Source organism: Labrenzia sp. ATLA3 (genome assembly GCF_057180185.1).
Genome location: NZ_JBXUKV010000011.1, coordinates 21,891 through 43,089 on the forward strand (window position 1 = coordinate 21,891; position 21,199 = coordinate 43,089).

General features: G+C 57.5%; 18 protein-coding genes and 1 riboswitch. Of the genes, 9 read left to right on the plus strand and 9 right to left on the minus strand.

What is annotated here, in order from left to right:
- Positions 1-19: 19 nt before the first annotated feature.
- The 8 genes from AC2A6O_RS26675 (at position 20) to AC2A6O_RS26710 (ending at position 6,136) form a co-directional block, all read left to right on the plus strand.
- Entirely contained in the window at positions 20-625 is a 606-nt protein-coding gene (locus AC2A6O_RS26675; protein WP_498931681.1) for an SRPBCC family protein, read from the plus strand.
- A gap of 60 nt (positions 626-685) precedes the next feature.
- Positions 686-871 carry a hypothetical protein gene (locus AC2A6O_RS26680; RefSeq protein WP_498931683.1) on the plus strand — a complete coding sequence of 62 codons (186 nt, stop codon included), beginning with the start codon at positions 686-688 and terminating at the stop codon, positions 869-871.
- Between the two features lie 262 nt (positions 872-1,133).
- A riboswitch (guanidine-I (ykkC/yxkD leader) is annotated at positions 1,134-1,249 on the plus strand.
- A 107-nt stretch (positions 1,250-1,356) separates the two neighbouring features.
- Positions 1,357-2,427 (plus strand): putative urea ABC transporter substrate-binding protein, encoded by a 1,071-nt coding sequence (locus AC2A6O_RS26685; protein WP_498931685.1) that lies wholly within the window; start codon positions 1,357-1,359, stop codon positions 2,425-2,427.
- A 73-nt stretch (positions 2,428-2,500) separates the two neighbouring features.
- The gene (locus AC2A6O_RS26690) at positions 2,501-3,322 is read left to right on the plus strand and encodes an ABC transporter permease (RefSeq protein WP_148586887.1); all 822 of its coding nucleotides are present in this window, start codon (positions 2,501-2,503) and stop codon (positions 3,320-3,322) included.
- Positions 3,319-4,137: an ABC transporter ATP-binding protein gene (locus tag AC2A6O_RS26695; protein ID WP_498931687.1), complete on the plus strand. Its 819-nt coding sequence runs from the start codon at positions 3,319-3,321 to the stop codon at positions 4,135-4,137. Before AC2A6O_RS26690 ends, AC2A6O_RS26695 begins: the two co-directional genes overlap by 4 nt.
- A gap of 10 nt (positions 4,138-4,147) precedes the next feature.
- Positions 4,148-5,386, plus strand: coding sequence for an agmatinase family protein (locus tag AC2A6O_RS26700; protein ID WP_209001311.1), 1,239 nt, complete (start codon positions 4,148-4,150; stop codon positions 5,384-5,386).
- A gap of 4 nt (positions 5,387-5,390) precedes the next feature.
- Positions 5,391-5,906, plus strand: coding sequence for a hypothetical protein (locus AC2A6O_RS26705; RefSeq protein WP_498931690.1), 516 nt, complete (start codon positions 5,391-5,393; stop codon positions 5,904-5,906).
- Positions 5,903-6,136, plus strand: a complete 234-nt coding sequence (locus tag AC2A6O_RS26710; protein ID WP_498931692.1) for a hypothetical protein — start codon at positions 5,903-5,905, stop codon at positions 6,134-6,136. Before AC2A6O_RS26705 ends, AC2A6O_RS26710 begins: the two co-directional genes overlap by 4 nt.
- A gap of 37 nt (positions 6,137-6,173) precedes the next feature.
- On the opposite strand, the gene AC2A6O_RS26715 is transcribed toward AC2A6O_RS26710, so the two are convergent.
- Complete coding sequence (locus AC2A6O_RS26715; RefSeq protein WP_148586891.1) at positions 6,174-8,132, minus strand: putative bifunctional diguanylate cyclase/phosphodiesterase; 1,959 nt, start codon at positions 8,130-8,132, stop codon at positions 6,174-6,176.
- Positions 8,133-8,602: 470 nt separating this feature from the next.
- Between AC2A6O_RS26715 and AC2A6O_RS26720 the strand changes: the two genes are divergently transcribed.
- Entirely contained in the window at positions 8,603-10,252 is a 1,650-nt protein-coding gene (locus AC2A6O_RS26720) for an alpha/beta hydrolase (RefSeq protein WP_498931694.1), read from the plus strand.
- Positions 10,253-10,277: 25 nt separating this feature from the next.
- On the opposite strand, the gene AC2A6O_RS26725 is transcribed toward AC2A6O_RS26720, so the two are convergent.
- From AC2A6O_RS26725 to xdhA, 8 genes are all read right to left on the minus strand, one after another.
- Positions 10,278-11,222, minus strand: a complete 945-nt coding sequence (locus tag AC2A6O_RS26725; protein ID WP_498931696.1) for a patatin-like phospholipase family protein — start codon at positions 11,220-11,222, stop codon at positions 10,278-10,280.
- A gap of 221 nt (positions 11,223-11,443) precedes the next feature.
- Positions 11,444-12,508, minus strand: a complete 1,065-nt coding sequence (locus tag AC2A6O_RS26730) for a BMP family ABC transporter substrate-binding protein (protein ID WP_498931698.1) — start codon at positions 12,506-12,508, stop codon at positions 11,444-11,446.
- A gap of 98 nt (positions 12,509-12,606) precedes the next feature.
- A complete protein-coding gene (locus AC2A6O_RS26735) occupies positions 12,607-13,521 on the minus strand; it encodes an ABC transporter permease (RefSeq protein WP_498931700.1) in 915 nt (304 codons plus the stop codon).
- The gene (locus AC2A6O_RS26740; protein WP_498931816.1) at positions 13,514-14,605 is read right to left on the minus strand and encodes an ABC transporter permease; all 1,092 of its coding nucleotides are present in this window, start codon (positions 14,603-14,605) and stop codon (positions 13,514-13,516) included. Before AC2A6O_RS26740 ends, AC2A6O_RS26735 begins: the two co-directional genes overlap by 8 nt.
- Positions 14,602-16,116, minus strand: coding sequence for an ABC transporter ATP-binding protein (locus AC2A6O_RS26745; protein WP_162530130.1), 1,515 nt, complete (start codon positions 16,114-16,116; stop codon positions 14,602-14,604). Before AC2A6O_RS26745 ends, AC2A6O_RS26740 begins: the two co-directional genes overlap by 4 nt.
- Before the next feature lie 93 nt (positions 16,117-16,209).
- Positions 16,210-17,223 carry a xanthine dehydrogenase accessory protein XdhC gene (gene xdhC, locus AC2A6O_RS26750; RefSeq protein WP_498931702.1) on the minus strand — a complete coding sequence of 338 codons (1,014 nt, stop codon included), beginning with the start codon at positions 17,221-17,223 and terminating at the stop codon, positions 16,210-16,212.
- The gene (xdhB, locus tag AC2A6O_RS26755; protein ID WP_498931704.1) at positions 17,223-19,559 is read right to left on the minus strand and encodes a xanthine dehydrogenase molybdopterin binding subunit; all 2,337 of its coding nucleotides are present in this window, start codon (positions 19,557-19,559) and stop codon (positions 17,223-17,225) included. The genes xdhC and xdhB overlap by 1 nt, the downstream gene beginning before the upstream one ends.
- On the minus strand, positions 19,543-21,027 hold the full coding sequence (gene xdhA / locus AC2A6O_RS26760; protein ID WP_498931706.1) for a xanthine dehydrogenase small subunit: 1,485 nt from the start codon (positions 21,025-21,027) through the stop codon (positions 19,543-19,545). Before xdhA ends, xdhB begins: the two co-directional genes overlap by 17 nt.
- Between the last annotated feature and the right edge of the window lie 172 nt (positions 21,028-21,199).

A 21,199-nucleotide genomic window follows, 5' to 3' on the forward strand; every position in this document is an offset into this window, starting at 1 on the left:
CCATCGGGGAAACAGTCACATGCAAATGAATGACAGCCAGCGGATCGAAGCGCCCAAGCAAAAGGTCTGGAAAGCGTTGAATGACCCGGACGTCCTGAAGGCCTCCATCCCGGGGGGTGAAGAGTTGATCAAGCATTCCGACACCGAACTGGAGGCCAAGGTTCGCCTGAAGGTGGGGCCGGTCAAGGCAACGTTCGGCGGCAAGGTCACCCTCAACGATCTCGACCCGCCGAATGGCTATACTATCGAGGGTGAAGGTTCCGGTGGGGTCGCCGGCTTTGCCAGAGGAGCTGCCAAGGTGCGTCTGGAAGAAGACGGTCCTAACGCGACGATCCTTTACTACGATGTTGATGCAAAGGTTGGCGGTAAGCTGGCGCAGCTTGGTGCCAGATTGATCGACTCGACGGCCAAACGCCTGGCTGGCGAATTTTTTGCCGCTTTTGGCGAACAGGTCGCTCCGCAAACATCCGCAACAGGGGACCCGGCAGATGCCCCTACCCTCGAAGAAGACGCTCCCCCTGCTGGCAGTGAAGAGAAGACAGGGTGGATCAAAGGTATTTTCGGGGGCAAGAAAAAACAAGACGATCCTGGTGACAAGGGTAAGATCGACGAACCTGCCGAATAAGTCCTAACCTCAAGAGGCACCAGCTTGGCTCTTGAGAATATTCAAACCGGAGGAATTGTTATGGCACATACCAAAATTCAAACGCTGGGCGACATTCGCGAAGTTCTGCGCGATCCGACGCTTTTGCTGGCACTCGTTACCGGTTCTGCCTTGACCGCTTTTTTGCTGGTGGCTCACGCCTGCTGTCTGGGTATCACCGAACAGCATTTCCTGCCCGCGGTGCAAATCTGTTCCTTTGCGAACTAGCGACCTTTCGCATGCTCGAACGTTCACGGTTGGCTGCGAACCTAACCGCCATTTGAAGGTTTCGAGTGGTCATGCAGAAGGTGGCAGCTCAAAGTCCTGGCGTGGTGCAAACTTGACCACTGTGCCCAGAAACTGCCCATTGCAACGATCAGTTCCAGATCGGCTTGTAAGGGTATTTCACCATTTTCTTTTTAATTATCTGAAACCTAAAGATAAATTCGCCTCCTGACCTTTCTGGCACCCCTCTTGCTTAACAACTGATGTGCAGAGCGCCTAGGGATCCGATCGCAAGACGATGCAGGACCGAGAGGCGCAAGCCGGTTGCGTGGCATATGCCAACATAGACCGGTGACACGGCGGGACAAAAACCCGGGAGACAACTGCACGAGGTTTCGCGCGCGCGAACCTGCTCCCGGCCGTGCGCAAAAACCTCATGACGTAAGTCCGGTTCTGATGACCGGGCCCAAGACAGGAGACGCGCACAGATGTTGAAATCGATTGCCAAAGCTTCCCTCCTCGCCGCAGCGCTGACGCTGCCTCTTTCCCTCACTTCGGCCAAGGCCGAGGAAAAGACGGATTTCAAGGTTTGCTGGTCCATCTATGTGGGCTGGATGCCCTGGGGGTATCTGCAGGACAGCGGCCTTATGAAGAAATGGGCCGACAAATACGACATCTCCGTCGAGATTGTTCAGATCAATGACTATGTCGAGTCGATCAATCAATACACCGCCGGGGAATATGACGGCTGCTCCATGACCAATATGGACGCTCTTTCCATTCCTGCAGGCGGCGGCGTCGACACAACTGCGCTTATCGTTGGCGACTACTCCAATGGTAACGACGGCATCATCCTGAAGGACAAAAGCTCCCTCGCCGATATCAAGGGTCAGAATGTAAATCTGGTGGAGCTTTCGGTCTCTCACTACCTGCTTGCCCGGGCACTCGACACGGTTGACCTCAGCGAACAGGACCTGACTGTGGTCAACACATCCGATGCGGACATGATCGCAGCCTATCAGACGCCGGACGTTACGGCGGTGGTGACCTGGAACCCGCTCCTGTCTGAAATCGAGGCGGAACCAAATTCGACCAAGGTTTTCGACAGCTCGGGCATTCCAGGGGAAATCATCGATGTGATGATGGTCAATACCGAAACGCTTGCGGACAACCCTGCCTTCGGCAAGGCCCTGGTCGGCGCCTGGTACGAACTGATGTCGATCATGTCGTCCGATAGCGACGAAGGCGTCGCGGCACGCACCGCCATGGCCGAAGCGTCCGGCACCGATCTTGAGGGCTATGACGCTCAGCTTGCAACCACCAAGATGTTTTATACCCCCGAAGAGGCCGTGGAATTCACCAAATCCGCTGAACTTCCCAAGACGATGAAATTCGTTGCCGAGTTTCTCTTCGACAAGGGAATCCTGGGTGAAGGGGCTCCGAGCCCGGAATTCGTCGGCGTCTCTTTCCCGGACGGCTCGATCTATGGCGACAAGGGCAATGTGAAACTGAAATTCGACCCGAGTTTCATGGCAATGGCCGCAGAAGGCACGCTTTAAGCATCCGCTGTTGACCCGGCGGTTCCGGTGCCTTTGTGCCGGGACCGCAGCCAGAGACCGATCGGACCGTTTCATGCGCATCATCAACCGGAAACCCTCCCCGGTTACCGCCCTGGCGCTTGGGCTCCTGCCCTTCGCGCTGACGGTGATCACTTACGCGATTGCCAGTCATTATCGCCGGCTCGACAACCCGGCTGACAAACTACTTCCGTCCTTTGCCAGAATGGGGGAAGCCTTCTGGCGTATGGCGACTGTGCCGGACCGGCGGTCGGGCGATCTGCTGCTCTGGCTGGATAGTTTCGACAGCCTATGGCGGCTCGGGACGGGCATGGCGGTCTCAACGGTGCTGGCTCTTTCTTTCGGCATCGCCATCGGGTTCATTCCGCATGTGCGCAGCGCGCTGGCACCTTATCTGTCAACCTTCTCGCTCATCCCGCCGATCACCATCCTGCCGATCCTGTTCATCACTTTCGGTCTTGGCGAGCTTGCCAAGATTGCCCTGATCGTGATCGGCACGGCGCCGGTGATGATCCGCTCCACCGCACAGGCCGTTCTGGACATTCCGCGCGAGATGATCATCAAGGCGGAAACGCTTGGGGCAAGCGTCTGGCAAATGGTGACGCGGCTTGTTCTGCCGCAAGTCCTCCCGCACCTGATTACCAGCCTGCGCCTCTCTCTCGTGCCGGCATGGATCTTTCTGATCTCCGCTGAGGCCATCGCGTCCACTTCCGGCCTCGGTTACCGGATTTTCCTGGTTCGACGCTATCTCGCGATGGATATCATCCTGCCCTACGTCGTCTGGATCACGCTTCTTGCCTTCCTGCTCGACAGAGCTTTGCTCCTGTTGTCGCGCCGCGCCTTCCGCTGGCACCATCTGGGAGGGGACGCGCTATGACCACTTCGCCCAAACTCTCCGTCCAGGGCCTGGCAAAGTTTTACGATGGAATGCCTGTTCTGGAACGGGTCAACCTGGAAGTCGGAAGCGGATCCTTCTGCACCATCGTTGGTGCATCCGGCTGCGGCAAATCAACATTCCTGCGCATGCTGCTTTCACAGGAACATCCAAGCCAAGGCCAGATCCTGCTGGACGGAACATCTTTGCCGCTGGAACCAACACCGGACCGCGGGATCGTCTTTCAGAAATACTCGGTGTTTTCGCATCTGACCGTTGCTGAAAACTTGATACTGGCCCAGGAATTTGAAGCCTCGCGCTGGTCGGGACGGCTTTTCGGGGCGGCCCGCAAGGCGGCGTTTCAGACGATTGATGACCTGCTCGACAGGATCGGGTTGCAGCCGGCTGCAAACAAATACCCGGCGCAGCTCTCCGGCGGTATGCAGCAACGCCTCGCGATAGCTCAGGCCCTGGTCAAGAAGCCGAGCATTCTGCTGCTCGACGAACCGTTTGGCGCGCTGGATCCCGGCATACGCGTTGACATGCATGAATTGCTTCTGGGGCTCTGGAAAGAGCTCTCCATGACAGTGTTCATGGTGACCCACGATATCCATGAGGCCTTCAAGCTGGGGACGCGGTTGCTGGTGTTCGACAAGATCCGTCATGACGCGCAAGCGCCACAGGCCTATGGCGCGACCGTCACTTACGACCTGCCACTCAAATCGCCAACGAGACAGCCGGTGCAGTCTCCTGAGGCAATCGCCGGGGCCATCGGCGTGGCCCAACAATCACCCTTTACCAAAAACGCTCAGGAATGAGGACAAGCCCATGAGTTTCCATCGAACCTCAGGCCCCAGGACGCAACACCGTGTCGCGGGGTATGTCAACCGAGGCCCCAACCGGCGACAGCACCATCCAGACTTTGACAAATTGCAATTGCGTGGCTGGAAGGCTGCTGAAAAGGAAAGTGCCCTGCCCTCTGCCGCCTGGGAAAAGGAAAAAGCGTGGGCTCTGCGGATGGGACTGACCGGATCGGACAGTCTCACCGACAAATCCATCCCGACGTTCGCCCGTGGTGAACTGCCCCATTACGCGGGTATCAACACTTTCCTGAAGGCACCCTATATCGAGGATGTTACGAAGGTCGGCGCCTATGATGCGGCCGTCATCGGTATTCCTTTCGACGGTGGCACCACCTACAGGCCGGGCACACGGTTCGGGCCACAGGGCGTTCGCAAGATTTCCGCCCTCTACACGCCCTACAATTATGAGATGGGTGTGGACCTTCGGGAACAGATGACGCTTTGCGACGTCGGCGACATTTTCACCATTCCCGCCAATATTGAGAAGACCTTCGACCAGATCACGCGGGCAGTGTCCCACGTCGCTTCGTCCGGAGCCCTGCCGATCATGATTGGCGGCGATCACTCGATTGGTTTTCCCTGTGTCCGCGGGATTGCCCAATGCACGTCCAAACGTATCGGCATCGTGCATTTCGACCGGCATATCGACATTCAGGAAAAGGATCTGGATGAACGGATGCATACGACGCCCTGGTTCCACGCGACGGATCTCGTCAACGTGCCGGCTGTCAATCTGGTTCAGATCGGCATCGGTGGCTGGCAGGTGCCGCGTGAAGGGGTGGAGGTCGCCCGTCAACGCAACACCAACATCTTCACCATGCGTGATGTTGAGGAACTGGGACTGGCGGAAACGGCCGCCCGCGCTCTTGAGCTGGCGTGGAAGGATGCCGATGCGGTGTATATCTCGTTTGATATCGACAGTGTCGACTGCGGGTTTGTGCCAGGTACCGGATGGCCGGAACCGGGTGGCTTCCTGCCGAGAGAGGCGCTTGAGCTGGTGTCGCTGGTGGCCAAGGAAGGCATCTGCGGTCTTGAGGTTGTCGAAGTTTCACCGCCTTACGATTGCTCCGATATAACGGCCCTGCTTGCGACACGTGTGATTGTGGACGTCCTCGGTACGCTGGTTTCCCACGGCAAGATGGGCGCGCACAAATCCATCATCGACAAGCCGGTGTCCATTCCAGCCGGTCCGGACGTGGAGTAAGGAGATGGCGCGAAATCATCACACGCACGACCACCACTTTCACCATGGTCATCACGACCATCACCACCACCATCATTCCCATGAGCACTCGCACGATCATGGAGACCTCGCCGGCCACAATCATGCCGGACCGGACCATTTGCATTCACATGTGCATGGGGCTTCCCAAACAGACCGGGCGGAAGAACTGCAGGCGCTTGCGGAGAGCTTCATCGATGGCTTTCGGGCAGCGGAAGACAAGACCAGTTATCTGCGTCTTGCCGGTGTCCCATTTCACCGCCCCGGCACCGATGGTCTCGTGCAGCACCTGGTCGACGCCAAGATTGTCAGCAATTGGCAGGTGGGCACAGCTTCGCCCGCCTTCGCGTCCCGAGAGCTCGTCTACATGAGTTTTCCCGGCTCGATGGTCAAAGCCCGGGAAACCATGACCTTCACTTTCGTATCCCTGTCGGAGCGGTCAGACATCGACCTGATCGACATCCTCACCACTCGCCTGTCCCATGGAGATATCGCAGAATGAAACAGCTTGTGACGACGTCTATTCTTGCTGTGGCCTCTACACCGGCCCTCGCCCACCCTGGCGCGCATGATCATTTGACCGGCCTGGAAAGCGCAGGTGCGCACCTGCTTGGATCGCCATTCCATCAGCTTATGGTCGTTGCTGCCGTTGGAGGTCTCGTTCTGCTCGTTTCTCTGGTCAGGCAGTCGAGACAAACAAAGAAGCGGCTGGCAGCCAAACGCACATCTTGAGCAACGGCCGCTTAGGCGGGACTTTGCCTTTCGGCTGTCAAAGTCCCGCCAGGGTGCTTCTGGAGTGATCGGAAAAGAACAGTGTCGTGATGTCGTCAATCGCCATCGGGCCACCGAAGAGATAGCCTTGGCCAATGGTGCAGCCGATATCTACCAGTACATCGCGCTGCTCAACGGTCTCGATACCTTCGATCAAGACCTGTGAGCCCATGGTTTCGGCGATACCGAGAACCATCTTGAGAATGTCGCGCAGTTTCTTGTCCTTGACTGCCTTTGTTGCAAAGGAACGGTCGATCTTGATTTCGTCCCAGTCGAATTCCGTCAGATATGACAGAGCCGAATACCCGACGCCGAAATCGTCCAGCGAAATGCCTATGCCCAGCGACCGCAGTTCGGAAAGTGTCGTCTGTATGCGGCGCAAATCGCTCATCAGCGTTGTTTCGGTGACTTCCAGTTTCAGCCTGGACGCAGGCAATCCGGTGCGTCCCAGGCACTCGTCCAGCATGGCGACGACGTCATCACTGAGAATTTGAGCGACCGACAGGTTGACCGACAGACTCAGGTCCACGGGAAGCAACTGAACTTCAGAACAGGAAGTCTCCAGGATTTTCCAGCCAAGTGAGACGATGTCGCCATTGCGCTCAGCAATCGGGATGAATTCCGAGGGGGAAATCCAGCCCAATTCGGAATGATACCAGCGCGCCAGAGCTTCCACGCCGAAGATACGCCCGGTCATGAGGTTGAACTGAGGCTGGAAGTGAGGCAGGCACTCGTTCGCCTCGATAGCACGGGCAAGCGCATTTTCGACGATTGTGCGCCGTTCCATTTCCGCGCGCATGGCCGGTTCGTATGTCACGACGCGGCGGCGGCTGTAACTGACCGCGTTGCTGACAGCCAGATCAGCATTGCGGATAATGTCTGCCGCATCTCGCTCGACAGTTGACGAATCCGCGTAGCCGATGGCTGGCGAAATCAAGAATGAGCCTACCGTTGTGGGAACCGGACGCAGAAAAATATCGTGGATGCGCTTTGCTATCACAGATGCGGTGAGACCAAGGTCCTCGTCGCTGATAGTCATCAGCAAGAATCCCTTGCCGCCAGATCGAGCCAGACAGTTTTCTCCCTCCATCCGGTCAACGGCGTGTCGCAACAAGTCCGCAGTCGACGTTAGGATGGCTTCTTCGGTCGCCAGGCTGAATTTGTTGATCGCGGGCAGCCGGGACTCCAGATCGATATTGAGAATGCTCAAGGTCTGCCCATCCGATAGCTTTTCATGGGCAGACCGTACGGTTTCGGCAAAAATGCGATAGTTTATAAGACCGGTTACGCTGTCATGGTTTAACCGGTGCTCCAGAAGGTCTGTTTGCTCGCGGCTTGTATCCAGTTGGCGTTGCAGCATCTGGCTGCGCCTGTTGGCGAACCATATCCACCCGAGACTCGCCAGCAGGAACGCAACAACCAGAACGTCTTGTACGATCTGATGAAAGTGAAAGGTGTTTCTGGCCGCCGCCATCTGCGCACCGGCTTCCTCTGTCACCATCTGGTTTATCTGCTCAAGAGAACTTTCTATTCCCTGCAAAATGATGAGTGCGTTGCTGACAGATGTCTGGTCGTCGAGTGCGTCAAGGTACGGTTCAACCCGATTGCTCGCGTAGACAATGTTGATCAACTTTTGCTGGATATAGTCCGACGGACCAACGATCTCGCTGTAGGCATCGCTGGGCCATGTTTCGAAAGCGGTTACCAGGGTTTCGTATGTTTGCCTGGCTTCAGCAGCGTCTTCCGGGCTTTTCAGTGCGCCATACCGCGCAATCAGCTTTACAAGCGTCTTTGTGTTGAAACCCAGCGCATCAATGAGAACAGAGCGTTCCAACTGATCCTTGTGCAGGTAGTCAGCTTGTGCACGGTAGAGAGAAGAGGCGTTTGCACCAAGAAAAAGCGTAAGGGTAACGCAGAGCGCCGGAAACCCAATTCGCAACAGTTTATCAAAACGCATTGGCTTTACCGCCCTGATGACAGAGTCCTTAGCTCCCGAATGGAGCCTGTTAACAGTCCTGCCGGCCCAAATGTCTCTGCCTCAGACGAACCGGTGCCCCCCGGCTTGTCATGTCCGGTCATCAGCGAGAGATCTTGGACCTGCTGCGCTGGACCGGCATTGGATCACGTTCGTTTTTTAGCGCCGCAATCTTTCAAGGAAATTGCGAGCGACAAACAACGTGATCAATCTGCGCGGATAGATCCTTCTGCCCATCGATCCACGACAATGAAAATTAGAGCCGACAACGGTTAAGACCGTCTAAACTCCAAAAGACGCAGCGTAACTTTTTTCAACTTGAGGTGGATAACGGGGATTGGCAAAAGATTGCTTCAGTCCTGCCATTGTTTGCGCAAGGTTGTCTTGACGTCTCGTCTCCATCACGAAATTCTGCGGTAGACCAAGCAAAATGCATCGGGGAGTGTGTGCGAATGCCGGTCTTGAAGACATTCAGAGATGGGATTTCGCCGTTTGGTCTGATTGTTGCAGCCAGTTTCTTCGGCGCCGCTCTAACACCCTCGATGATGCCAAGAGAGCCGATTGTCCAGGCCGCCTTGGCTGCGGTTGCAGCGTCGGTCGGCTATGAAATAACCCTCTTTGCGCGAGGCATCTGGCGTTATCTGGACTTGCCGGAGCCGAAGGGGCGGTTCTGCTGGCTCTGGCTTCTCGCTGCCATCGGGATTTCACTCGCGATCATCGTCTATAGCCTTGCGAAAGCGGCCAGTTGGCAAAATGCCACCCGAGAAGCGGTTGGACTGCCTCCTCTAGAAACCGCCGCCCCCCTGTTCATCGTCACCGTCGGTTTGTTGATTGCTCTTGTTTTCTGGGTGATTTTCCGGATGGCAGGAGCTGCTCGGCGGGCCGTCGCCGCCATATTGCAGAAAGTTCTGCCCAGGCGTGTTGGTGTTGTCCTGTCCGTTGTTCTGGTCGGCTGGTTTCTTTGGGCCATCGTCGATGGAGCACTGGTGCGCAACGCATTTCGAGCGGCTGATGCATCCTTGCTGGCAGCCGACATGATGCTTGAACCGGACATCGAGAAGCCCGTGGCACCGGAAAAGACCGGTAGCAGCCAGTCGCTGGTTCGCTGGGAGGAAATGGGCCGCTGGGGCCGAAGCTACGTCGCAACCGCTCCTACGGCCAAAGAGATCGCCGAATTTTCGCCGGGCAACGCTATCGATCCGGTACGTGTCTATGTTGGACGCAGATCCAGCGACACCGCGGAAGAGCGTGCGCAACTTGCCTTGCGTGAACTGATCCGCGCAGGCGGTTTCGAAAGGTCCGCTCTTGTTGTCGTGGTGCCAACCGGCACAGGCTGGATGGACCCTGGAGCCTACGACACGCTTGATTTCATGCTTGGCGGCGATGTCGCAACGGTGGCTGTGCAGTATTCATATCTCTCCAGTTTTCTGGCGCTGCTTGCACATCCGGACTATGGCGTCGATCAGGCACGCGTTCTCTTCAAGACGGTGTACGCTCACTGGACGCAGTTGCCCAAGGACAGCCGGCCGGATCTTTATGTGCAAGGTCTCAGTCAGGGTGCTTTCAATTCCCAGGCAACACTGCCGCTCTTCGATATGTTGGGGGATCCGATACAGGGCGCCTTCTGGGCGGGGTCTCCCTTTTTCTCCCGCTATTGGTCGGAAGTTCGCAACCAGCGAAATGCCGGTAGTCCTGCCTGGCGTCCAACCTACGGGAATGGCTCGCTTGTCCGGGTGATGGATCAATATGGCGGACTGAAGGGCAATTATGCGCCGTGGGGTCCAATCCGCACTGTGTTTCTCAACTACGGCAGCGATCCGATTGTCAATTTCACGTTTGATACAGCTTTCAGACCGCCAGCCTGGATGGCGACGCCACGTGCGCCGGACGTATCGGAGAAACTGTCGTGGTTTCCGTTGGTGACGATGCTTCAGATCGCGCTGGATTCGTTGTTTGCACTGGATGTGCCCCGTCACGGTCACTACTACGTCGCACCGGATTACATCGACGGTTGGGCTGTGGTCATTGATCCGGAGGGATGGTCAGTTGAAAAAGCAGAGGTGCTGAAGAAAATTTTCGAGCGACGTGACAAGGCCAAGTAAGGAAATGCTGGAACCAGCAGAAAAGTTACCGGTTTTCCAGAAGGTCGGCCAAGCCGCGTTTGAAGGCGTCTCCAGCTGGTTCTGCAGCCTTTACAATGTCTGCAATCTTGAAGAATTCCATGGTTTTGAATCGGCCAATTGGCGGTTCGATCAACAGATCGGGTCTCAGACAGGCCAACTTGGCGGCGACAAGCGAGTGTAGCGTAATCGAGAACGAACCGATCCAGGTTTCCAGTCCAGTTGGAAGCCCGCTTTTTCGTTCCGTGAAATCACTTCCCGTCACATCGACTGCGACCGTCGCCACTCCGTCAACCGGGAAGACATCAAAGGGTGTCGGGTTGACGAAGCCGCCATCGATCAACACTTGCCCATCTATCTTGACCGGTGTCAGAAGCATGGGAAGAGCGGAAGATGCCGCGATCGCCGGCAGCAAAGGCCCGTCCTCGAGAATGACCTGCGATTGGGTATAGAAATCCGTTGCGATGATTTTCATCGGCATTTCCAAATCCGAGAAACGTTCCGCAAGGGCCGACGGGAAGAGCGTTTCAAACAGAACCACCGGATCGATGATCGCCGGGCGGACAACATTGAACAGCGACGACCATGTGCGGCCGTCCGTCAGAAACAGTTTTTGAATCAACTGCGTCTTTTGCGTGAAAAGATCGATTGCAAACTGTCTGATTTCACGGCCGCTCATACCACTTGCATAAAATGCGCCGAGGATGGAGCCCATTGACGTACCGGCTATCTCAACGGGTTTGACGCCCAGATCATCCATCGCTTCGAGAATGGGGATATGAGCAAAGGCCTTTGCGGCACCGCCCCCAAGGGCAAGTCTGAACCCCTTTTCCGCTTGGAGTTCCTGAGGAGCTGACTCAGTCTGCGCGGAGAGGTTTGCTGACGCCAGGTCGGCGATGCTGCCGGACCCGGCAGCGGCTGCAGCCAACATAAGTTCGCGGCGGCGGATCATACTTCACGGGTCCTGTATTGGTTCATGCCTTCAGTCCACCAGGATGAGGAACGGAGACCTTTGTTCTTTTTGCAAGGTGCCGGAAATAGGCTTCAGGCAATTGAAGCACAGACCGCGCCCGGCAACCAGTGCCATGGCTGATGGTCCAGACAACAGGCCTTGGATACAAAACGGCCCGGAACCGTAAGCTCCGGGCCGCATTTGATAGGCAAGAAATGCTCTTACTGGGGCAGCTTGTCGTCGATGCCCTTGACGTACCAGTTCATGCCGAGGATGGCGCCATCATCAAGGGTGACACCTTCTTCAGCCGCAACGGTACCGTCCTGCTTGGTGATCGGGCCGGTGAACGGTTCCCAGCCACCGGCGATATTGGCTTCGGTTTCCTTGGCCATGGCAACAACGTCATCCGGAAGGTTCGTGTAGGGGGCCATGACTACGTGGCCTTCTGCAAGACCTCCCCACGTGCTCTTGGATTCCCAGGTTCCGTCCATGACTTCCTGGATGCGTTCGATGTAATAGGGACCCCAATCATCGACGATTGCGGTGTACTGGGCTTCCGGAGCGAACTGAATCATGTCGGATGCCTGACCGAAGCCGTGAGCGCCGCGTTCCTGAGCTACCTGAAGAGGCGCCGTGGAATCGGTGTGCTGCGTGATGACGTCGGCACCCTGGTCGAGCAGGGCCTTGGCTGCATCAGCTTCCTTGCCCGGATCGAACCAGGAGTTGACCCAGACGACCTTCAGTTTGAAATCCGGATTGACCGACTGGGCACCCAGCAAAAACGCATTGATGCCGGAAACCACTTCCGGGATCGGGAATGAAGCGATGTACCCTGCGACGCCGGTCTTGGACTGTTTTGCCGCAATCTGACCGATAATGTAGCGGCCTTCATGGAACTTGGAGTTATAGGTCGCAACGTTGTCGGCTGTCTTGTAGCCGGTGGCGTGTTCGAATTTCACGTCCGGAAATTTCTTGGCAACCTTGATCGTCGGGTTCATGTAGCCGAACGAGGTCGTGAAGATGATGTTGCAGCCTTCGCGCGCAAAACGCTCGATCGCGCGTTCTGCATCCGGACCTTCCGGAACGCTTTCAAGATAGGCGGTTTCCAGCTTGTCGCCGAAATGTTTCTCTGCTTCAAGACGGCCCTGGTCGTGCTGGTAGGACCAGCCAAAGTCGCCGACCGGTCCGACATAGATGTAGCAGGCCTTAACGTCCGCAGCGTTTGCTGCGGAACCGGCTGCGGCGAAGGCAACGGCGGCGACGGTTGCTTTCAAAAGAGATTTCATCTGAATCTTTCCCCTATGGTTCGATTTCTTGGTTGCGATCTTGTTTCTGGCCGAACCCCCGATCGCACCGGGGCCTGGCCGACCGGTATCTGGGAGGCTTACCGGTCTGGAACGAAGGGTTTGCCGAGACATGCCGGCGTATTGACGAGCGTCAGTCTGCGGTTTGCAGAGATGAGTACAAGCACCACAATAGTCGCAAGGTACGGCAAGCTGGACAGAAGCTGCGAGGGTATGTCGAGTTCAACAGCCTGTGCATGAAGGTTCAGGACGCTGACCGCACCAAACAGATAGGCGCCGATCACGACACGCAGAGGCAACCAGGACGAAAACACGACAAGCGCAAGCGCAATCCAGCCCCTGCCCGCCGTCATGTTTTCAACCCACTGCGGCGTGTAGGCAAGCGACATGTAAGCGCCGGCAAGACCGGCGCAGGCGCCACCGAAGAGAACGGCCGCAAACCGGATCCGGATGACCGAATAGCCGAGCGCGTGGGCGGAACCATGATTGTCGCCGACGGAACGAAGCACGAGGCCAAGGCGCGTTCGGAACAGGAAATAGGCGACCGCAATGACCAGCGCGAAGCTGATGTAAACCAGAGCATCCTGCTGGAAGAAGACCGGCCCGATGAAGGGAATGTCCGACAGCCCCGGAATGTAGAGGTCCGGAAGTTTCAAACCCGGAATGCCGATGAAGGCTTCTCCGATCAGGCCGGAAAAGCCGATGCCGAGGATGGTCAAGGCGAGGCCCGTCGCGACCTGATTGGTGACCAGAACGAGGACCAGAAAACCAAACAGGGCCGACATGGCCATGCCGGCGGCAATTGCGGCAATGACGCCGAGCGTTCCGGACCCTGTTTGGTTGGCAACCGCGAAGCCGACGACGGCCCCCATGATCATCATGCCCTCGACACCCAGGTTCAGAACGCCGGAGCGTTCGACAACGAGTTCGCCGATTGCGGCAATCAGCAGCGGTGTGGCCGCGGTGATGATGGTTAGAAGAACAGCTTCAAACATGGGAGGCCTCCCCGGCAGACCCGCGCTGGCCGACAAATCGGACGCGATAGAGGATGAGCGTGTCGCAGGCGAGCACGAAGAACAGCAGCAGCCCCTGAATGACGCTGGCAATCTTGTTGGACACCCCCATGGCAGACTGTACCGCCTCCCCGCCGATATAGGACAATGCCAGGACGAAGCCCGCGACGATGATCCCGAACGGGTTCAGCCGCCCGAGAAAGGCAACGATGATCGCGGTAAAGCCATAGCCCGGTGAGATTGTCGGCAGGAGCTGGTTGAGCGCGCCGGACACTTCCATCGTTCCGGCAAGGCCCGCAAGTGCCCCGGCCGTCGCGAAGGAAAACAGGGTCAGCTTCTTGGCCGAGAAACCGGCGAAGCCACCCGCGCGGGGGCTTTCGCCCATCACCCTGATCTCAAAACCCTTGAGGGTCTTGCCAAGGACGACAGCCAGAACGATTGCGACGATCAAGGTGATCGGCGCCGCAAAGCTGATCGAGGTTCCGGGGATCGTGGACAAGGTGGCGGCGTCAGAGAAGAGCGCTGATTCCGGGAAATTGTAGCCACCTGGATCTCGCCATGGCCCGCGCACCAGATAGTCCAGAAGCAGGCTCGCGACATAAACCAGCATCAGGCTTGTCAGGATTTCATTGGTGTTGAACCTGGTTTTCAGCAGTGCTGGGATCAGCGCCCAGAGAGCTCCCCCGATCATGCCGAAGACCATCATCAACGGGAGCGTCGCCGCATTTTCGAAATCCGGCATCAGGATAGGTAGGGCAGACCCAAACAGCGCTCCAACGATGAACTGACCTTCCGCACCAATGTTCCAGTTGTTCGACAGGTAACAGACGGACAAGCCGCAAGCGATCAGGATAAGCGGTGTCGCCTTGGCAATCGTTGCGTTGAACGACCACTCCTGCGTGAGTGGTTCAATGAAGAATTTATATAGTCCAGACAACGGGTTGTGTCCGGATATTGAGAAAATGATTCCGGCTGCGATGGCGGTCAGTCCGACGGCGATCAAGGGGGACAACAGCGCCATTTTGCGGCTGCGTTCTTTACGTTTCACGAGTTCGACGCGCATCAGGCAACCTCCCCTTGCGCTTCCGCGCCGCCAGCCATGAGCAGCCCGACCCGCTCGCGATTCATGTTGTCCGTTGGCTCTGCTTCTGACAGATATCCTCTTGAAATCACCGCGATACGGTCTGCAATTTCAAAGATTTCATCGAGATCCTGGCTGATCACCAGAACCGCCGATCCCGAACGGGCAAGATCGATCAATGCCTGCCGGATAAGGGCGGCGGCACCGGCATCTACACCCCAGGTTGGCTGATTGACGATTAGCACACCGGGCTTTCGGTCAAGTTCCCGGCCAACGACGAATTTCTGCAGATTGCCCCCGGACAGAGACCGGGCCTCCGGGTCGTCGTGGGACATACGCACGTCGAAGGTTTTCTTGATGCGTTGTTCCATCTTGCCGGCGTTGGCGGTTGAAACGAATGCGGCGTTCACCAGCTTGTCGCCCGTGCTGTGACGTGTCAGCACGATATTTTGTGACAGTTTCATGCCTGGTACGGCACCGTGACCGAGCCGTTCTTCTGGAACGAAAGCCGCCTTCTGCCGGCGGCGCCAGGTTATGTTCCTGTTACCGCAAGGCTTTCCGTCCAGGACGACCATATCGGCTGCGAGCGGCATTTCGCCGGAAATTGCATCGAACAACTCACCCTGACCATTGCCGGCAACCCCCGCAATCGCGACAACCTCACCGGCACGAAGATCCAGGGAGATGTTGTTGAGGGCCGTTGCAAAGGGTGTCGCGGCTTTCGCGGACAGGTTCTTCAAGGCAAGGCGCGTTTCACCGATGACCGGTTTTTGAGAACTGGCACTGACGGAGGCAACATCCGCGCCCACCATCATGCTGGCCAGCGAAGCTGGTGTTTCCTTTGTCGGGTCACACTCGCGCACCACCTGGCCATGGCGAAGGATCGTGGCGTGGTGACAGATGCGTTTCACCTCTTCCAGCCTGTGGCTGATGTAAAGGACAGCGCAACCTTCCTTTGCCAGACGTTCCAACGTCAGGAACAGGAGGTCCGCTTCCTGAGGGGTGAGCACCGAAGTCGGCTCGTCCATGATGATCAGCTGCGGTTCCTGAAGCAGACACCGGACGATCTCGATGCGCTGCCGGATACCGACCGGTAAATCCGCGACAATGTCATTGGGGTTGAGTGGCAAACCATAGTCGCGCGACACGGTCTGGATGCGGTTTGAGAGGTCCGACATCCGTCCGGGATTTGGCAAAGCCAGCGCGATGTTTTCAACGACACTCAAGGCTTCGAACAGCGAAAAGTGCTGGAACACCATTCCGATGCCGAGATCGCGCGCTGCAGCAGGATTGCCGATGTCCACCCGGTGGCCCTGCCACAGGATTTCTCCGCCATCCGGTTCCAGCGAGCCGTAGAACATCTTGACCAGGGTGGACTTTCCCGCGCCGTTTTCACCCAGAAGCGCATGTATCTCGCCCCTGTTGATGACGAGATCGACCCTGTCGTTTGCCAAAATGTCGCCGAAGCGTTTGGTCAGCCCCCGGGCGTCTAGCAAAGTATCCTTGCCGGATCTGCTTTGCCGTCCCGTGTTGGCGTCCCCTGTCTTTGTTACCGTTTCTGCCACGCCGTCCCCCGAGCGAATGCCGCCTTATTGACCAAGTGTTAGTTTTTGTGCAAGCCCCCCGCCTGCAGCTGCCTGTTGACTATTTCCAGCTTCGTCCCGAACCAGAAGATCGACAGCTATTCCTGCGGCGATTGACGCAGGCTCTTTTGATCTGACAGTTGTCACGCCCACCGGACAGACCATGTTGGACGTCAAGGCGTCGGTCAGCCCTCGCGCTTTCAGGCGTTTCAGGAAGCGCGCGCGTTTGGTTTTGGAGCCGATGACACCGCAATAGGCAAAGCGCTGATGAAGCAGGGCACGTGCCATGATGTCTTCATCCAGTGCGTGTGAATGGGTCATCGCCAGAACAAACGCTCCATCGGAAGCCTGATCGAGGATAGCAGCCGGATCTGTACTGGCGATTTTCCTGACATTTCCGGGAACTGCGCCTGGAAACTGGTCTGCTCTGCTATCAACCCACGTCACGCTGAAGGGCAGCGGTGCAAGGGCCAGAACCACCGCCTTGCCGACGTGACCAGCCCCGAACAGATAAAGCTCGCGCCGTTGGCTACCGAATTTCTCGACCAGCAACTGATTGCCCGTTTCCTGATCGTGCTGAAGAGATATTCTGCTCGTTGGATCATCCGTAAGCAGGCGACGCTGTTGCACGACGTCATCCACAATCAGAGCCTCGGTTGAAAATGGGTGACGTTCGGCCTCTTTCTGCGAGAGTGCCTGCGCCATTTCAAGCGATGCCCTTGTCAGAACCTCGATGGCAATCTGTGTGCGGCCACCGCAGCACTGGCCGAGATCGGGTCCGAGAGACACATTTTGGAGTACGAAGGAAGCGACACCTTCACGGATCGCTGCAACAGAGCGGCGGATAGCTTCGAACTCAAGGGTGCCGCCCCCTATGGTGCCATAAAAGCCGCCTTCAGCCGTTACCACCATTCGCGCACCGTCTTCGCGTGGTGTCGAGCCATCGGCGCGGGCAACGGTTACGAGAGCACAAGCGCCGCTCCGCTTCAAACAGTCGGCAATGTGCCCCCAGACCCTCATCAGGAGATTTTCCTCCGGCGCATATCCTGCACGGCCTTCATGATCGCCTCAGGCGTTGCAGGGGCATCCAGGTTCGGTACAAGGCCAGGACTGAGGCTGGCTACCGCATCGTTGATAGCGCAAAACACCGCATTGGCCAGCATGACAGGCGGTTCGCCGACAGCCTTTGACCGGTAAACGGTTGCCTGCGGATTTCCGCTGCCCTGATAAAGCCGGACATTGAATTCCTCAGGTATATCTGAGGCGGTCGGGATCTTGTAGGTGGAAGGCGCATGGGTGCGCAGGCGTCCCGTCTCGTCCCAGACCAGCTCTTCGGTGGTAAGCCAACCCATGCCCTGCACGAATCCGCCTTCGATCTGACCAAGGTCGATGGCCGGGTTCAGGGAATGGCCGACGTCGTGAAGAATATCCACGCGGTCCACGGTCATTTCACCGGTCATGGTGTCGATTGTTACCTCTGCGCAAGCGCCGCCAAAGGCAAAGTAGAAGAAAGGACGGCCGGTTGCGCTGTCCCTGTCCCAGGTGATGCCGGGCGTTGCGTAATACCCGGCATGGGACAACTGGATGCGCGCCATATGCGCTTGTTTGGCGACATCCGCCAGAGAAAAGCTCTGGTCTCCGACAACCACCTTGTTGTCACCGAAGAAGATCGCTTCCGGGCCGCATTGGTGTTGCTCACACAGGAAGGTGATGAGGCGGTTCTTGATTTCCTTGGCTGCCAGTTTAGCCGCCATGGCGTTCAGGTCGGTGCCGGAGGAGGCCGCGGTCGGGCCGGTGTTGGGAACCTTGGAAGTGTTGGTGGCGGTGATACGCACCTTGTTCAGGCTGACGCCGAATTCCTCCGCAACAACCTGGGCCACCTTCTGGTAGAGCCCCTGCCCCATCTCGGTGCCGCCATGGTTCAGATGAACGGAACCGTCGGTATAAAGGTGGACGAGCGCGCCGGCCTGATTGAGATGTTTCAGCGTGAAGGAAATGCCGAACTTGACCGGCGTCAGGGCCAGCCCCTTTTTCAGAACGGCGTTGTTTTCGTTGAAAAAACGAACATCATCCCGGCGGGCCCAATAGTCTGAACTTTCCTCCAACTGGGCAATCAGGTCATGCATGACCTGAAATTCTTCGACCGGCATGCCGAAGGGAGTCAGGTTTCGTTCGCCGTCATAGAAATTCAGTTTGCGAATTTCCAGCGGGTCCTTGTCGAGAGTGATCGCGATCGCATCGATCATTCGTTCGGCGGCGAGCATGCCCTGAGGACCACCAAAACCGCGGAACGCCGTGTTGGAGCAAGTGTCCGTCCTGAGACGGCGGGAGCGGATGAGCGCGTCTGGGTAGAAGTAACTGGAATCGGCATGAAAAAGCGTTCGGTCGTTCACGCCGAGCGAGAGGTCGACCGAATAGCCGCAGCGGGCCAGGAACTCCATGTCGACAGCGCGGATGCGGCCCTCGCCGTCATGTCCGACCTGCCAATTGACCTTAAAGTCGTGGCGCTTGCCGGTCATGATCATGTCATCATCGCGGTCCAGGCGGATCTTGCAGGCCCGCCCGGTGTGGCTGGCGGCGATCGACGCGAGGGCTGCCCATTGGTTTGCCTGCGATTCCTTGCCCCCGAAGCCACCGCCCATGCGCCGCACTTCAGCCGTGACGGCTGCATCTGGAACGCCAAGTACCTTGGCAACCGTGTGCTGGATTTCGGTCGGATGCTGCGTTGAGGAATAGACCAGCATCCCGCCGTCTTCCTGCGGCAGCGCCATGGCAACCTGGCCTTCCAGATAGAAATGCTCCTGACCGCCGATTTGCATGCTTCCGGAAAGAATCTCCTCGGCTGCATTCATCCCGGTTTCGGGGGACCCGCGCCGGAACTGATAGTCAGGAAGAACCGTCGTGTCGGCATCCACCGCGTCTTCCGCCGTCAGAATGGGCGTGATCGAGGCAACGTCTATCTTTGCCTTCAGCGCTGCTTTTCGCGCCTGATCTCTCGTTTCGGCAACGACTGCGAAAACGGCCTGACCGTAAAACAGGATTTCACCTTCTGCGAGAACCGGGTCGTCACCAAAGGCAGACGAACAGTCATTCTTTCCAGGGATATCTTCTGCAGTCAGGACGGCAACCACACCCGGGGCCGACCTGACCTCGTCAAGATCCGTTGACAGGATCTTGCCTCTGACAGCCTGCCGCGACCAGCCTGGGACCACGTGAAGTGTGCCGACAGGTTCGACCATGTCATCGATATAGGTCGCCGTCCCGGAAACGTGCTTTGCTGCACTGTCGTGCGGTAACGCCTTGCGGACGTGCTTCAAAGGTGTGTCCAGATCGTTAGGGTCAAGCTGCGCGGTCATGGCCTGCCTCCCGCTTCGCAAGCACCCGAACTTCTTCCGGTGCAGTTCCGCTGACCTCCATCAGGGCCTTGGCGAGCAAGGCCCTTGCGGTCTCCATGCGATACTCGGCGCTAGCGCGCATATCCGTCAGGGGTGTGAAGTCTGACAGGAGCGCCTGCATGGCTGCTCCCCATGTGGACGGGTCGTCCAGCGTGGCTCCGTTCAAGGCGGTCTCCGCTCCTGATGCCCGTTTCGGCGTGCCCGCCATGCCGCCAAAGGCGATCCGCGCCTCCGTTATCACGCCCCCCTCGTCCAGCGTCAGCCGGAAAGCTCCCATGACAGAGGAAATATCCTGATCGAAGCGTTTCGTAATCTTGTAGCAGCGGAACGCCTGATTGGCGGAAAGCCGGGGCACGAAAAGACCGGTGACGAATTCTCCCTGCTGACGGTCCTGTTTGCCGTAGTCGACGAAATAGTCCTCAAGCGGCAGGGCTCTGGAGCCATCCGCCGAATGCAGTTCAAGGGTCGTTCCAAGTGCAATCAATGCGGGCGGTGTATCGCCGATCGGCGAGCCGTTGGCGATGTTTCCACCGACTGTTCCCGAGGCGCGTACCTGTTTTGAGCCGATCCGGCGCCAGAGTTCGCCCAGATTCGAGGACAAGCCGGTCATCGCCTCCTCAGTGGCGGCATAGGTTGCTGTTGCGCCGATGAGAACGCCCGACGGGCTGTCTTCCACACGGTCGAGACCTTCTATCCGGCCAAGCCAGATCATCCTGGGAAGGTCACGTAAATGCTTGGTGATCCACAAACCAACATCGGTTGCGCCGGCGACCAGCGTTGCGTTCGGGTGCTGACCATAAAGCGCCGCCAGACCGTCAAGTGATGCCGGGGCGGAAAAGAAGCAGTCGCTGTCTCCAATGAAGATGTCACTGCTGTCAGACAATTGCCGGAGTTGTTCCCGCGTTTCGTGCGCCCGCCAGGAGAAAGCATCGTCGGCAGCGTCGAAACAGGCTTCGAGCGCGGCATCTATGATCGGCCGGTAACCTGTGCAACGGCATAAATTTCCCGCAAGCCATTCAGTCACGGTCTTCCGTGATTTTTCCGCCCCCGCGTCGTGATAGAGCGTGAACATCGTCATGATGAAGCCCGGTGTGCAGAACCCGCATTGGGATCCGTGCATTTCGACCATGGCGGCCTGGACGGGGTGGAGCCTTGTGTCCTGCGAAAGATCTTCCACGGTCACCAGCTCAGCACCGTCAATCATGCCAAGCAACTGGATGCAACTGTTGACGGGTTGGTAGACCAGCTTGCCATCGACGAGGCGGCCAAGCGCCACGGTGCAGGCGCCGCAATCGCCCTCGCCACAACCTTCCTTCGTACCAGTTTCGCGGCGGCGCAGGCGCAGGTAATCGAGAACTGTTTCCGTTGGGCCGACATTTCCCAGTTCGACAACCTTGCCACCTTTGAGAAAACGAACCGTATCACGCATGGTGGAGCTCTCCTTCTTCCGCAAAAGGTCGGACGGCGTCCAAAGAGGCTACAAGAAACGAAAGAAAAGCGCATGTGCAGCTTCTCAGTCTGGCGATCAGGCGCCCGGCTGAGCTTTCCAAGGCTGGGTACAGAACCTGCGTTGACAAACGCCCCATCAATTTTCTCCCTCG

Bases quoted from the DNA above. Each gene is read 5' to 3' on its own strand.
- AC2A6O_RS26675 (WP_498931681.1), top strand. From the start codon at position 20: ATGCAAATGAATGACAGCCAGCGGATCGAAGCGCCCAAGCAAAAGGTC.
- AC2A6O_RS26680 (WP_498931683.1), top strand. From the start codon at position 686: ATGGCACATACCAAAATTCAAACGCTGGGCGACATTCGCGAAGTTCTG.
- AC2A6O_RS26685 (WP_498931685.1), top strand. From the start codon at position 1,357: ATGTTGAAATCGATTGCCAAAGCTTCCCTCCTCGCCGCAGCGCTGACG.
- AC2A6O_RS26690 (WP_148586887.1), top strand. From the start codon at position 2,501: ATGCGCATCATCAACCGGAAACCCTCCCCGGTTACCGCCCTGGCGCTT.
- AC2A6O_RS26695 (WP_498931687.1), top strand. From the start codon at position 3,319: ATGACCACTTCGCCCAAACTCTCCGTCCAGGGCCTGGCAAAGTTTTAC.
- AC2A6O_RS26700 (WP_209001311.1), top strand. From the start codon at position 4,148: ATGAGTTTCCATCGAACCTCAGGCCCCAGGACGCAACACCGTGTCGCG.
- AC2A6O_RS26705 (WP_498931690.1), top strand. From the start codon at position 5,391: ATGGCGCGAAATCATCACACGCACGACCACCACTTTCACCATGGTCAT.
- AC2A6O_RS26710 (WP_498931692.1), top strand. From the start codon at position 5,903: ATGAAACAGCTTGTGACGACGTCTATTCTTGCTGTGGCCTCTACACCG.
- AC2A6O_RS26715 (WP_148586891.1), bottom strand. From the start codon at position 8,132: ATGCGTTTTGATAAACTGTTGCGAATTGGGTTTCCGGCGCTCTGCGTT.
- AC2A6O_RS26720 (WP_498931694.1), top strand. From the start codon at position 8,603: ATGCCGGTCTTGAAGACATTCAGAGATGGGATTTCGCCGTTTGGTCTG.
- AC2A6O_RS26725 (WP_498931696.1), bottom strand. From the start codon at position 11,222: ATGATCCGCCGCCGCGAACTTATGTTGGCTGCAGCCGCTGCCGGGTCC.
- AC2A6O_RS26730 (WP_498931698.1), bottom strand. From the start codon at position 12,508: ATGAAATCTCTTTTGAAAGCAACCGTCGCCGCCGTTGCCTTCGCCGCA.
- AC2A6O_RS26735 (WP_498931700.1), bottom strand. From the start codon at position 13,521: ATGTTTGAAGCTGTTCTTCTAACCATCATCACCGCGGCCACACCGCTG.
- xdhC (WP_498931702.1), bottom strand. From the start codon at position 17,223: ATGAGGGTCTGGGGGCACATTGCCGACTGTTTGAAGCGGAGCGGCGCT.
- xdhB (WP_498931704.1), bottom strand. From the start codon at position 19,559: ATGACCGCGCAGCTTGACCCTAACGATCTGGACACACCTTTGAAGCAC.
- xdhA (WP_498931706.1), bottom strand. From the start codon at position 21,027: ATGCGTGATACGGTTCGTTTTCTCAAAGGTGGCAAGGTTGTCGAACTG.